This is a genomic window from Paraburkholderia sediminicola (genome assembly GCF_902859805.1).
GTDB lineage: Bacteria > Pseudomonadota > Gammaproteobacteria > Burkholderiales > Burkholderiaceae > Paraburkholderia > Paraburkholderia sediminicola.
The window spans coordinates 738,427-751,494 of the sequence record NZ_CADIKC010000003.1 but is presented as its reverse complement, the minus strand read 5'-3'; the positions used below and the strand labels follow the sequence as shown (position 1 = coordinate 751,494).

The window sequence follows — 13,068 nt, the reverse complement described above, 5'->3', positions numbered from 1 at the left end:
GTGCTTGTGTATGGGAGGCGCGTATCAGGCAGGCGGCGTCGGTTTCAGTTACGTTGCGTCGCGTCGGGTCGAAAGAATCAAACGCGCGAGACGTCGAATTGCGCCTTGCTGCCCTTGCCGTACACCTTGAGCGCGCCCTTCTCGCCCACTGCGTTCGGCCGGTTGAAGATCCAGTTCTGCCATGCGGTGAGACGCCCGAAAATACGCGTCTCCATCGTTTCCGGGCCGTTGAAGCGCAGATTCGCTTCCAGTCCGGTCAATGCATCCGGCGACATCGCCGCACGCTCTTCGAGCGCGATGCGGATTTCGTCGGCCCAATCGATATCGTCGGGCGAGGCCGTCACGAGGCCAAGGCGTTCAGCTTCAACAGCTTTGATCGCCTGGCCGATCTTCGAACGCACGGCGTCGAGCGGTTCGGTTTCTTCATAGAATCGGCGAGCGAGGCGCGATTGATGCGTGACCATCGGATAGAGACCGAAGTTGACTTCCGACAGCGTGATCGCCGGTTCTTCGTCTTCGTTGCTCGGCAGTGCCGCCATATAGCTGCGGTCGCAGGCAAACGCGAGTTCCGCGAAGGTGCCGGCAAAACACGAACCCGGTTCGATCAGCGCGAACAGCGAACGCGACGACACGTCGATACGTGCCAGCGTGCGGCGCAGGAGGCCGATGGTCTCGCGCACGAACCAGTGATCCTTGTGCTGCATCAGCGTGGCGTCGGTAGCGAGCAGGTTACGGGCGTCGCCTTCGGTCTTGAAGACCCAGGTGCCGACCTCGAGCTCATTGGTGCGCATCGACAGGATCGCGTCGTCCAGTTCGCGGGCGAACTGCAGCGGCCACCAACTCGTGCCGGCGGCGACGATCGCGTCGATCTCGGTAGGTTGTCCGGCTTGCGGCGCTTTCGCCGTGAAGGTAGCGATGCGTTTCGCACGATCGATCGTCACGTCGAGCGTTTTATAAGTCAGGCCGTCTTCGCGGTTGGTGCGTTCGATACGCGTGAGCATCACGCCTTGTGCGTCCGACGGGCGATCGCTTTGTTCGGCGAGTTCGAGCGCACGGGCCTGAATCGTCTGATCGAACTGATTCGGCTTCACCACCTCATCCACGAGACGCCACGCTTTCGCCCGCTCACCGCGAATACCTTCGACCACCGTGCAGAAGATGTCCGCACGATCGTGACGCACCTTGCGTTTGTCGGTAACGCGCGTCAGGCCGCCCGTACCCGGCAGCACGCCCAGCAGCGGCACTTCCGGCAACGATACCGACGACGAGCGGTCATCCACCAGGTAGATTTCGTCGCAAGCAAGCGCGAGTTCGTAACCGCCACCAGCGCATGCACCGTTCACGGCGGCAAGAAACTTCAGACCTGAATGACGCGACGAGTCTTCGAGACCGTTGCGCGTTTCGTTGGTGAACTTGCAGAAGTTGACCTTCCAGGCATGCGTGGACAGACCCAGCATGAAGATGTTTGCGCCCGAGCAGAACACGCGGTCCTTCAGGCTCGTCAGCACCACCGTTTTGACTTCAGGATGCTCGAAGCGGATGCGCTGTATTGCGTCGTGCAGTTCGATGTCGACGCCAAGGTCGTATGAATTCAACTTCAGCTTGTAGCCGTCCCGAATCCCGCCGTCCTCGGCGATATCGATGCCAAGGGTCGCGACAGGACCGTTGAAACTCAGCTTCCAATGCTTGTACTGCGAAGGATCGGTGCGGTAGTCGACCGGAGCGATTGCGGTTTCTGCTGTGGACATGGGGCGTCTCCTGACTGGACGATGCAAAATTTGTTTTTTGAACAATAGTGCATCTCCACCCCCGAGTAAAGCACTTTAATGCATGTTTTCTAGTAAACCCTGGGCTCGCACTGAATTTCAGCTCACCCGAACTTCGTCCGGCGATTCTGCCGCGAGCCTCGCAGCCAGCCGGTCGCGCAGCTGCAAATAGGCGTCGGCCAAGGTTTTTTCGCTGGTGTCGAAGGTCATGTCGGCACGGCCGTATAGTTCGCTACGCCCTGCCAGGATGCGCTTCAGGTCGTCCATCGCCTCCTTGTTGCCGGACATCGGCCGCAGATCGCCTTGCGCCACGACGCGGCGCATATGCTCTTCCGGCGTGGCCTGCAGCCATACGGTAAAGCAGTGCGACAACAATGCGTTGAAGGTGCCCGACTCCGACACGAGCCCGCCCGGCGACGCGATCACGGCGCGCTCGTGCTCATGAATCACGGCCTCCAGCGCACGGTGTTCATAACGCCGGTAAGCGCTCGCACCGTAAAGCGAATGAATCTCCGAAGGCGGGCAGCCGGCGAGTTGCTCGATCACGCGCGTCAGCTCGACGAACGGCACTTTGCGCTCCTGCGCCAGCATCCGGCCGAAGGTCGATTTGCCGGCCCCGCGCAGGCCGATCAGCGCGATCCGGTCCTTGCGGTGCGGGTCGCGCGGCGCCTGCGCGAACATCTCGGCAAGCGCCACGCGTGCGCGTTGCAGCGCCGCCTGGTCGCGCCCCTGCAGCAGTTCGCGGATCAGCAACCATTCGGCGGAAGCTGTGGTTTCGTCGCCGATCACTTCGGCCAGCGGGCAGTTCAGCGTCGCCGCGATCTGCCGCAACACCAGCACCGACGCGTTCCCCACGCCCGATTCCAGATTCGCCAGATGACGCTCCGACAAGCCGGTCTCGGTTGCCAGCGTCTTACGCGTCATGCCACGGCGCGCACGTAGCAAACGCACGCGATCACCCATCGCCGTCAGAAAAGGATCGCGCTCCGCCCCACGCTCAGCCGCGCTGTCGGCCCCGCGGTTGGCTCCGGCGGCGCGGCTCGCGTCTTCATCGGCGGGATCGTCCAGCGGCGCGGAAGAGTAATTTTGGTTCATGTTTAACTGCCTATTGAATACGTTACATGTACTATAGTGCTTGACAGGGCTCGGGTGAACAGTTAATTTTCGCCAAATATTGATCCAATAACAAACGCTGTCGAGGTTTTTCGGCGGCGTCACGGAGACCGCGCAACAGCACGCATGAATTAAGGTGCGTGCGCGCGCTGATCTGGAGGCTTGCATGTCCCCACATGACTTTCAGCGCCTGATTGCGGGCGTGACAGAGCAAATCGCCGGCCGCCCGCTCGACGGCACGCTGGCCACGTGGCTCAACGACACGTATCCCGCAAACGGCGCAATCTTCCGCGAGCTGGCGGATGCCTGCCGCACCGGCGTGGCTGAAGGCTGGCTGTGCAACCGGGAAGGCGGCGGCATTCGTTATGGCCGGATCTTCAAGGCCTTGCCGGAAACCCACGGCTTTTCCGTCGACGTGGTCGATATGAAGGATATTGCCGGTCCGCATCATGTCCATCCGAACGGCGAAATCGATCTGATCATGCCGCTCACCGAAGGCGCCACCTTCGACGGTCATCCGGCCGGCTGGTGCGTGTACGGCCCCGGCAGCGCGCATCGGCCAACCGTTGCGAATGGCCAGGCGCTGGTGCTGTATCTGCTGCCGCAAGGCGCAATCGAATTCACACCCTCCTCACCCTCCGCCTGAGACTCGCCATGACCGAACTATTGAAGAACTACGTTGCAGGCCAGTGGGTCGCGGGCGGCGGTGAAGGCGTCACGCTGAGCGATCCGATCACCGGCGAAGCGCTCGTGCGCGTATCGAGCCAAGGCCTGGATCTCAACCATGCGTTTGGCTTCGCCCGGGAACAAGGCGGTACGGCTCTGCGTGCGATGACCTACGCGCAGCGCGCCGCCAGTCTTGCCGGGATCGTCAAACTACTGCAGGCGAAACGCGACGACTACTATGCAATCGCAACCGCGAACTCGGGCACCACGCGCAATGATTCAGCGGTCGACATCGACGGCGGCATCTTCACGCTGTCGTACTACGCGAAACTCGGCGCGTCACTTGGTGATGTACATGCGCTGCGCGATGGCAACGCCGCTTCGTTAAGCAAGGACCAATCGTTCAGCGTGCAGCACGTGTTCACGGCGACACGCGGCGTCGCGCTCTTTATCAACGCGTTCAATTTTCCGTCGTGGGGCTTGTGGGAGAAAGCAGCGCCCGCACTGCTATCCGGCGTGCCCGTCATCATCAAACCCGCCACGGCGACGGCATGGCTCACGCAACGCATGGTCGCCGATGTGGTCGACGCAGGCATTCTGCCGCCCGGCGCGTTGTCGGTCATCTGCGGCAGTTCCGCAGGTCTGCTCGATCAGATTCAGGCATTCGACGTGGTGTCGTTCACCGGCTCGGCCGAAACTGCCGCGACACTGCGCGGGCATCCGGCTTTCGTCGAGCACGGTGCGCGTCTGAATGTCGAAGCCGACAGCCTCAACAGCGCCATTCTCTGCTCCGATGCAACACCCGATACGCCAGCCTTCGAATTGTTCATCAAGGAAGTGGTACGCGAAATGACCGTGAAGTCCGGTCAGAAATGCACGGCGATCCGGCGCGCGTTCGTGCCGGAAGCATCGCTCGAAGCGGTGCTCGATGCACTCAAGGCAAAGCTCGCGAAAATAGCCGTCGGCAATCCGCGCAACGAAACCGTACGGATGGGTTCGCTCGTCAGCCGCGAGCAATACGAGAATGTGCTGGCCGGCATCGCCGCGTTGCGCGAGGAAGCGGTGCTCGCGTATGACGGCTCGGCTGCGCCGCTTATCGATGCGGACGCAACGATTGCGGCTTGCATCGCGCCGCATCTGTTCGTGGTCAACGATCCCGATAGCGCAACGCTGCTGCACGACGTCGAAGTGTTCGGGCCAGTGGCAACCGTCGCGCCCTATCGCGTCACCAACGCAGCAAACGGCGCTCTTCCCGAAGCGCACGCCGTCGCACTCGCGCGACGCGGCCAAGGCTCGCTCGTCGCCTCGATCTATTCGAACGACGACGCGCATCTCGGCAAGCTCGCACTGGAACTCGCCGATTCGCATGGACGTGTCCACGCGATCTCGCCTGCAGTCCAGCAAAGTCAAACCGGCCACGGCAACGTGATGCCGATGTCGCTGCATGGTGGTCCGGGCCGCGCGGGTGGCGGAGAAGAACTCGGCGGCCTGCGCGCACTGGGTTTCTATCACAGGCGCTCCGCCGTTCAGGCATCGAGCGCTGCAATCGACGCACTGACGCAAACCACGCATTTGCCCGCAGCGTAGCAGCACGAGACAAGCTTCAAGCAATCAGACAATAAGCATCGAGCGGATCAAGAGCACATAACCGCCAGACCGCCCCCACCCGATGGAGGAGACATATGGAAGCCCTGCTGGAAACGGCTGCGAGTCGGCCCGCGCCGAGTGTCGAACCGCCGCCCGCGATATTCAATTTCGCGGCCTACCTGTTTGGCCTGAATGAAGCGCGCGCCGCCAAGACCGCCTATATCGACGACACCGGTAACACCACCTACGGCGAACTCGAAGAACGGGCCCGGCGCTTCGCGAGCGCATTGCGCACACTCGGCGTGCATCCGGAAGAGCGCGTGCTGCTGGTAATGCTCGATACCGTCGAACTGCCGATCGCCTTTCTCGGTGCGCTCTATGCTGGCGTCGTGCCGGTCGTCGCGAATACGCTGCTCACCACCGCCGACTATGTGTACATGCTGACGCACAGCCATGCGCGCGCCGTGATCGCATCCGGCGCCTTGCTGCCGAATGTCACGCAGGCGATGGATACCACCGAACACGACGGTTGCCAGTTGATCGTCTCGCAACCGCCTGAAGGCGAACCTTTGACGGCGCCGTTGCTTAAAGATCTGATCGATGCAGCCACACCGGCCGTCAAGGCGCCCACGACCGGCTGCGACGATATCGCGTTCTGGCTGTATTCGTCCGGTTCGACCGGCAAACCGAAAGGCACCGTCCATACGCACGCGAATCTGTACTGGACTGCCGAGTTGTATGCGAAGCCGATTCTTGGGATCGTCGAAAGCGATGTGGTTTTCTCGGCGGCCAAGCTGTTCTTTGCATACGGTCTGGGTAATGGGTTGACGTTCCCGCTTTCGGTTGGTGCTACAGCCGTATTGATGGCCGAGCGGCCCACCGCCGACGCGATTTTCACGCGCCTCGTGCGATATCGCCCGACCATTTTCTACGGCGTGCCGACGCTCTACGCGAGCATGCTCGTCTCGCCCAACCTGCCCGCGCGCGCCGATGTCGCGATGCGCGTGTGCACGTCAGCGGGCGAAGCGCTGCCGCGCGAAATCGGCGAGCGCTTCACTGCGCACTTCGGTTGCGAAATTCTCGACGGCATCGGCTCGACCGAGATGCTGCATATCTTCCTGTCGAATCGCGCGGGCGAAGTCGAATACGGCACCACGGGCCGCCCCGTGCCCGGCTATGAGGTCGAACTGCGCGACGAAGCCGGTCATCCGGTGCCCGATGACGAAGTCGGTGATCTGTTCATCAAAGGACCAAGCGCGGCACTCATGTACTGGTGCAATCGCGAGAAATCGCGCGCGACGTTCCTCGGCGAATGGATCCGCAGCGGCGATAAATACCGTCGTCTCGCGAACGGCTGCTACGTGTACGCGGGCCGCAGCGACGATATGCTGAAAGTGAGCGGTCAGTACGTATCGCCCGTTGAAGTGGAGATGGTTCTGGTGCAGCACGACGCGGTACTGGAAGCCGCCGTGGTCGGCGTGGATCACGGCGGCCTCGTGAAGACCCGCGCGTTCGTGGTGTTAAAGCGTGAATTCAAACCGTCTGAGATACTCGCGGATGAGTTGAAGAATTTCGTCAAGGGACGGCTCGCGCCGCACAAGTACCCGCGCGATATCCTGTTCGTCGACGATTTGCCGAAAACCGCTACCGGCAAGATTCAACGCTTCAAACTGCGCGAACTGTCATAAGGTGATCCATGCAGAAGCCGGCAACCGCAACCCTTGCTAGCGAATTCGCAGAACTGCCCGCCACGGCATCGCACGGGCCGTTGCGCATCGAATATCGTTGGATGAATGAAGCGGCGGCCAATGCACCGATCGCCGTCTTCCTGCACGAAGGACTCGGCTCGATTGCGATGTGGCGCGACTGGCCGCAAGCTTTGTGCGAGCGGCTCGGCATGCGTGGTCTCGTTTACTCGCGCCCCGGCTATGGACTATCCACGCCGCGTGCGCACGACGTCAAATGGCCGGTCGACTTCATGACCGCACAAGCGCGCGATATCCTGCCCGCATTGCTCGATGCGCTCGATATCAACACGCAGGAACGCAAGCGCATGTGGGTGATCGGCCATAGCGACGGCGGGTCGATCGCGCTGCTCTACGCGGCGCAGCATCCGGATGAATTGGCCGGCGCGGTAGCAATCGCACCACATGTGTTCGTCGAAGACATCTCTGTGCAAAGCATCGCGCAGACCAGGCAACTCTACGAAACCACCGATCTGCGCAGTAAGCTAGGCCGCTATCACGCCGACGTCGATTCCGCGTTCTATGGCTGGAACGATATCTGGTTGAATCCGGCGTTCAGGGCGTGGCGCATCGTCGATGAACTGGTTGCAATCAGGCAACCTTTGCTCGCGGTGCAGGGCCACGACGACAACTACGGCACGATGGCCCAGATCGATGCGATTGCCGAGCGCGTGCCGCATGCGCAATTGGTCAAGCTCGACGCGTGTGGACACTCGCCACATCGCGATGCACCGGACGCGTTGAATGACGCGATCGCGGCGTTCATTGCAAAACAGCGCTAACCGGAAACGAGCGCACCGAAACGCTGTACAACTGCGCCGCCTCCGGCGCAGTTTTTTATGCCGCATAAATAGAAAAGTGTGCTGTTCGAAAAGCACCCCCACGATCAAGCGCTTTAATCCCCGTCTCTAAAAGATACCGTTGCGCAAGCATTCAATATGCTTGTAGACTTCGCCACACCTTCGCTGATTTCTTTAATCGCCAGAAGCATAAACAACAACAAATTCGCTTAATGATTTAGCACCGCTTCAATGCAAACGAACAAACTGGCGTTCTTTGATAACACTCGGCCATACGGTCTATTGTGTGCGCTCATCGCGCTGTGCCCGACGGCCCAGCCAGTTCGTTCCCATTCCAGATTTGCCAAACACTCTTTCAGCTTTCCGCCACACCTCCGCATGGGGCCGGTCGAACAACGTGCGTAACCAACCGGTCTTTTTTCTTCTTTTGTGTTCTCTCACCTGATAGATCATCGACATGGGCCAGATTATTGTTGTTCTTTTCTTCGCCGCCATTATCGGCGCAGCAGCCGTATTCGCTTCTAAATCACTTCGCAAAGACCATGAGCCGCAAATGCGCTACGGGGTCGTCACATTTGTCCTGGTTGTGGCTGTCGGCATGCTGTTTTCGTGCTTTACGCAGGTTTCGCAATCGCGCATCGGCGTAGTAACGACTTTCGGGCATATCGAATCGGACACGCTGTCCGAGGGCCCTCACCTGGTCAGCCCGGTATCGCGTGTGCATGAAGTATTCATCGGACTCGACGTCGCCAAAGTGGAAGGCGCGCAAGCTGCATCGAAGGACCTGCAGTCGGTGCATACCGACCTGACGATGAACTATCGCGTCGATCCCAACAAGGTTCGCGCACTGTTTGCGATGGCGCCGTCGCTCGAGTATGAGGCGTCGTATGTGCAACCTGCGATGTTCGAAGTGTTCAAGGCGGTCGCCGCGCGCTACACCGCGGAAGAACTCGTCACAAAGCGCCAGCAGGTGTCGACCGATATCATGAGCGGCCTGATTACCAAGCTCAAAGGCTACGGCTTTCTGATTCAGGATATCAACATCACCAACTTCAAGTTCAGCGCCGCATTCGATCAGGCGATCGAGGCGAAGGTGACCGCCAGCCAGCGCGCCGAACAGGCCGAACGCGAACTCGCGCGCGTGAAGTTCGAAGCGGATCAACAGATTGCCAAGGCACGCGGCGAGGCCGAATCGATCGCGATTCAGGCGCAGGCCGTCAAGACCAACGGCGGACAGGAGTATCTGCAGTTGCAGGCGATCAATCGCTGGGACGGCAAGTTGCCGACCTATATGGGCGCTGGCGCACCGCTGCCGTTTCTGAACATCGAGAAGTAAGGTGCAACGGCCGCTGCCCAACGGGTGGGCAGCGGCGTTCCTACCTCTCCCCGCTTAAATCACGGTCGAGAGTCCCAACGTCAATACCAGTGCCGTCACTGAAATGATCGTTTCGCAAACGGTCCACGTCTTGAAGGTTTGGGGCACAGTCATACCGAAGTACTCCTTCACCAGCCAGAATCCGCCGTCGTTCACGTGCGACAGAATCAGTGAACCCGCACCGGTGGCCAGCACCAGCAACTCGGGCCGCACACCGCCCGCCGTACCGACCGCCGCTGCCGCGATCGGTGCAATGATGCCGGCAGCCGTTGCCATTGCTACAGTCGCCGAACCGGTCGCCACACGAATCAACGCCGCCACCAGCCAGGCAAGAATCAGCAGCGGCACATGCGCGCCCGTCGCGACATCGACGATCGCCTTCGACGCGCCGCTATCGATCAGGATGCGCCCGAAGCCCGCGCCCGCCCCCACCACCAGCGTGATACTTGCAGTCGGCGCAAGACACTCGTTGGTGAACTTGAGGATCTGCTCGCGATTAAAGCCACGCGACTTGCCGAACGTGTAGAAGCTCAACAGCACGGCCAGCAACAAAGCCATGTCCGGATGGCCGATCAGGCGCAGCGCGTTGTTCATCGACGATTTGGCCGGCACGATCACATCGGCCCAACTGCCCACCAGCATCAACAACACCGGCAACAGCACCGTCAACAACGTGATGCCGAAGCCCGGCAGTTCCTGATGCGAGCGCTTCGCGTCCTGTTCGATGAACTGCTGCGCCATCGGGTTAAAGCCGTCGAGCACGACAAAGCGCGCGATCAGCTTCGAGAACAGCGGACCAGCCACCGCCGCGGTCGGAATGCCGACAATCAGCGCGTAGAAAATCGTGTGACCGATATCCGCGTTGTACGCAGTGACCGCGAGCAACGCAGCCGGGTGCGGCGGAATCAGGCCGTGTACGACGGACAATCCCGCCACCATCGGAATGCCGACACGAATCATCGACGTGCCGGTCCGCTGGGCGACGTTGAATGCGATCGGGATCAGCAGCACGAAACCGACTTCAAAGAACACCGGCAAGCCGACTAGGAACGCGATGCACATCATCGCCCAATGCACGTTCTTCGGCCCGAACAGGTCGATCAGCGTACGCGCGATACGTTCGGCGCCGCCCGATTCGGCCATCATCTTGCCGAGCATCGTACCGAGCCCGACCACGATGGCAATGTGGCCGAGCGTGCCGCCCACACCGGTTTCGAACGACTTGAGAATCGACGTCGCGGGCATACCGACGGCGAGCGCCAACGCCACCGACACCATCATCAACGTGATGAACGGATTCATCTTGAAGCGCGCGATCAGCACGACCAGCGCGATGATGGCAATCAATGCATAGACGAGTAACAGACTTCCTTGAACGGTCGCCATAGGTGCTCCTGAAGAGAAAGAACCGCGCCGCAGCTTCCGTTAAGCGGAATGTTGTATGCGCAGCGGCGCGGGCGGCAGACTTAGAACTTGTGGCGGATGCCGGCGACGGTCACCAACTGGCCGTTGTTGCTCGACGGATTCGAAATGCCCTCGACCCACGCGTGCGATCCGGATGCGCGTTGGTAGATGCCGTTCAGGTAAAGGTCGGTGGTCTTCGACAGGAAGTACTCGCCGCCCACGCTCAGCTGGTTGTAGTGAGCGTTGGTCGCCGTGGTGCCGCTGGTGTTCTGCGTCGTGTAGATGTAGCCGAGCGCGAGCAACGTAGCCGGCGTGAACTGATACTTCACGCTGGCTTCATAGTTGGCGAAACGCAGGCTGCCGCCGCTGATCAACTGGAATTGCGAGTTCGTGTACAGCAGCGCGACGGTTGCCGGGCCGAACACGTACGAACCGCCCGCGCCCCACACCTGGTTGCGCTTCACGCCGCTGATGATCGACGAGCTGGTGCTGTAGTAGTTGTCAGACGGCGCCGCGCCCGTGGTGTTCGTAGCCGGCTGATTGACCAGCGAGTAGGCCGCGTCAAGGTGCAACGGACCGTTCACATAGTCGGCACCGACGCTCCACGCGCGGTTGTTGGCGAACTGGCCCGCCGTGTTCGAGAACGCGTACATCGCGTTCGCGGTGAACCCTGCATACGTCGGCGTGGTGTATTTGACGGCGTTGTCGGTACGGTACGTGTTGTTGATATCGTCGTTGTCGTAGATCGCGTTGCCATACTGGCTCATCGCACCGACGCCATTGATCTGCATGTTCGACAGATAGTCCTGCACGCTGTTGTACTGACGGCCGAGCGTAATCGTACCTGCCGTGCTGTTCGAAAGCGCGACCCATGCGCTACGGCCAAACATGCGGCCGCCCTGACCGGCTGCGCCACTTTCCAGGCTGAAGCCGTTTTCGAGCTTGAACAGGACCTTGTTGCCGCCGCCCAGATCTTCGCTGCCGAGCAGGCCCCAACGCGAGCCCTGCACGTTGCCCTGCGTCGCCTGATAAGCCTTCTCACCCTTCTGATTATTGGTGAAAGTAAAGCCGGCATCGACAATGCCGTACAACGTCACGCTGCTTTGCGCGTGGGCGGCCTGCGCGGCGAGTCCGGCGGCAGCGAACGCGATGGCCGTACGAAGAATCTGCTTGTGCATCATGGTTTCCTCAAGTCGAAAGAAAAGCGAACGCCGGTCACACGATGGTGTTCCGGCGATATGAGTAGTACTAAGCGGTCAAGTCAAAGCGGCGCCGGAAGGGAATCCGGCGCTACGGTCAAACAACGGTCATCGATCAAACGATATGAACCGGGAGAGAATCAATCCGGCCAATTGCGGCGCGCGGCAACGCGGCGCGCGTCGCGCTGGTAAAACGGCGTAACCACGGGTTCGGGCGACTGTCTTGCGCGCTCGAGCTCGGCAGTCAGCCGCGCCAGTACGATCTGTTCTTCGCCCGGGTGCAGATTGCAGGGGTCGATGAAAAAGAAATGCAGTTCTGCTTCATGATCGCGCACGATCACCGGCGCCTCGCCTTCGGGCGGCCGCGCGAGCGCATCGGCGAGATCCCACGCAGTGATACGGGCCTGTCTCGGATCGATATGCAGTTTCAGACGATCAAGCGGATTGCCGGTCGGGTCGGCGTCGATCTCAGCCCAGACGCCGTCGCAACGATTCAAGGTCTCGCGCCACAGCGTGAGGTAGCCGCGTTCGCGGGCGCGAACGGCGACATGGTCGCGCTGCTGCCATTGTTCGAGTGCGGCAATCGCGCCCACAATGCCTTCCTTGCCGACTTTCATGCCGCGGCCAATACCGCCGTTCTGGAAATATGCGGCACGTACCAGCGTTTTCTTACCCGCGACGATGCCGGCCGTCAGCCCGCCGAGAAATTTGTGCGCTGAGTAGAGCGCGAAATCGGCGCCGGCTTCGATAAAGCGTTTGAGGTCGTATTCGGAAGCCGCATCGACAATTACGGGCACGCCCTTCGCATGAGCGAGCGCAATAAATTCTTCGAGCGGGATCATGCCGAACTGCACCGTATGATGCGAAACCACGTAAAGTGCCGCAGCCGTGCGTTCGGTGATGGCGGTATTCAACTGGTAGCCGTGCGCTTCAGTTGCCGCGCCCACCGGCACGACGCGTGCGCCGGACAGACGGATCGCCTGGTCCACCGGTGCGCCATAATTGACGAGGTGGCCGGTTTGAATCACGACTTCGTTGCGTTGCAGCGCACTCGTGTCGGGCAGCCGCTCGATCAGGCCGTGGTCGTCGCCCGTCATGGTGGCGGCGATGCAGAGCGTAATGGCCGCTGAGCAGGACGCGGTGATATACCCGGCTTCGCTGCCGCATGCCTCGGCAATCGCCGCCGAGGCTCTGCGTTGCAGATCGTCGATCTCGACGAATTGCGGCAACACCTGCGCCACCGCGTCGATTACCGGCGCGCTGACAATGGACGCGCCCAGACTCGTCATCGTGCCTGATGCATTGATGACAGGGCGTAAGCCAAAGCGAGAGCGAATGTCCATGAAGCGCCTCCGACCGGGTATTTCTTAATTATGGAATATATGTTGTAATTGCGGATCAGTCTAGCATACA

Annotated in this window: 10 protein-coding genes; 5 read left to right on the top strand and 5 right to left on the bottom strand. The window is 60.7% G+C overall.

The features are described from left to right. Positions 1-77: 77 nt before the first annotated feature. Both boxC and R8871_RS15825 read right to left on the bottom strand, forming a co-directional pair. Complete coding sequence (boxC, locus tag R8871_RS15830) at positions 78-1,748, bottom strand: 2,3-epoxybenzoyl-CoA dihydrolase (RefSeq protein WP_175051268.1); 1,671 nt, start codon at positions 1,746-1,748, stop codon at positions 78-80. Between the two features lie 117 nt (positions 1,749-1,865). Then, positions 1,866-2,861 (bottom strand): helix-turn-helix transcriptional regulator, encoded by a 996-nt coding sequence (locus tag R8871_RS15825; RefSeq protein ID WP_175051329.1) that lies wholly within the window; start codon positions 2,859-2,861, stop codon positions 1,866-1,868. A 184-nt stretch (positions 2,862-3,045) separates the two neighbouring features. Here R8871_RS15825 and R8871_RS15820 point away from each other — a divergent pair, with 184 nt between their 5' ends. The 5 genes from R8871_RS15820 to R8871_RS15800 all read left to right on the top strand — a co-directional run bounded on the left by R8871_RS15820 (position 3,046) and on the right by R8871_RS15800 (position 9,013). Next, positions 3,046-3,525, top strand: coding sequence for a DUF4863 family protein (locus R8871_RS15820; RefSeq protein ID WP_175051267.1), 480 nt, complete (start codon positions 3,046-3,048; stop codon positions 3,523-3,525). 8 nt (positions 3,526-3,533) lie between these two features. Then, positions 3,534-5,132 carry a 3,4-dehydroadipyl-CoA semialdehyde dehydrogenase gene (locus R8871_RS15815; RefSeq protein ID WP_175051266.1) on the top strand — a complete coding sequence of 533 codons (1,599 nt, stop codon included), beginning with the start codon at positions 3,534-3,536 and terminating at the stop codon, positions 5,130-5,132. 95 nt (positions 5,133-5,227) lie between these two features. Then, complete coding sequence (locus R8871_RS15810) at positions 5,228-6,820, top strand: benzoate-CoA ligase family protein (RefSeq protein ID WP_175051265.1); 1,593 nt, start codon at positions 5,228-5,230, stop codon at positions 6,818-6,820. An 8-nt stretch (positions 6,821-6,828) separates the two neighbouring features. Further along, positions 6,829-7,659: an alpha/beta fold hydrolase gene (locus R8871_RS15805; RefSeq protein ID WP_175051264.1), complete on the top strand. Its 831-nt coding sequence runs from the start codon at positions 6,829-6,831 to the stop codon at positions 7,657-7,659. Between the two features lie 571 nt (positions 7,660-8,230). Further along, on the top strand, positions 8,231-9,013 hold the full coding sequence (locus tag R8871_RS15800; protein WP_175051263.1) for a prohibitin family protein: 783 nt from the start codon (positions 8,231-8,233) through the stop codon (positions 9,011-9,013). A 54-nt stretch (positions 9,014-9,067) separates the two neighbouring features. Here the strand turns inward: R8871_RS15800 and R8871_RS15795 are convergent, their stop codons facing one another. The 3 genes from R8871_RS15795 to R8871_RS15785 form a co-directional block, all read right to left on the bottom strand. Next, the gene (locus R8871_RS15795; protein ID WP_175051262.1) at positions 9,068-10,438 is read right to left on the bottom strand and encodes a GntT/GntP/DsdX family permease; all 1,371 of its coding nucleotides are present in this window, start codon (positions 10,436-10,438) and stop codon (positions 9,068-9,070) included. A gap of 80 nt (positions 10,439-10,518) precedes the next feature. Beyond that, a complete protein-coding gene (locus R8871_RS15790; RefSeq protein ID WP_175051328.1) occupies positions 10,519-11,634 on the bottom strand; it encodes a porin in 1,116 nt (371 codons plus the stop codon). A gap of 161 nt (positions 11,635-11,795) precedes the next feature. Further along, the gene (locus R8871_RS15785; protein WP_175051261.1) at positions 11,796-12,998 is read right to left on the bottom strand and encodes an aminotransferase class V-fold PLP-dependent enzyme; all 1,203 of its coding nucleotides are present in this window, start codon (positions 12,996-12,998) and stop codon (positions 11,796-11,798) included. Positions 12,999-13,068: the final 70 nt, after the last annotated feature.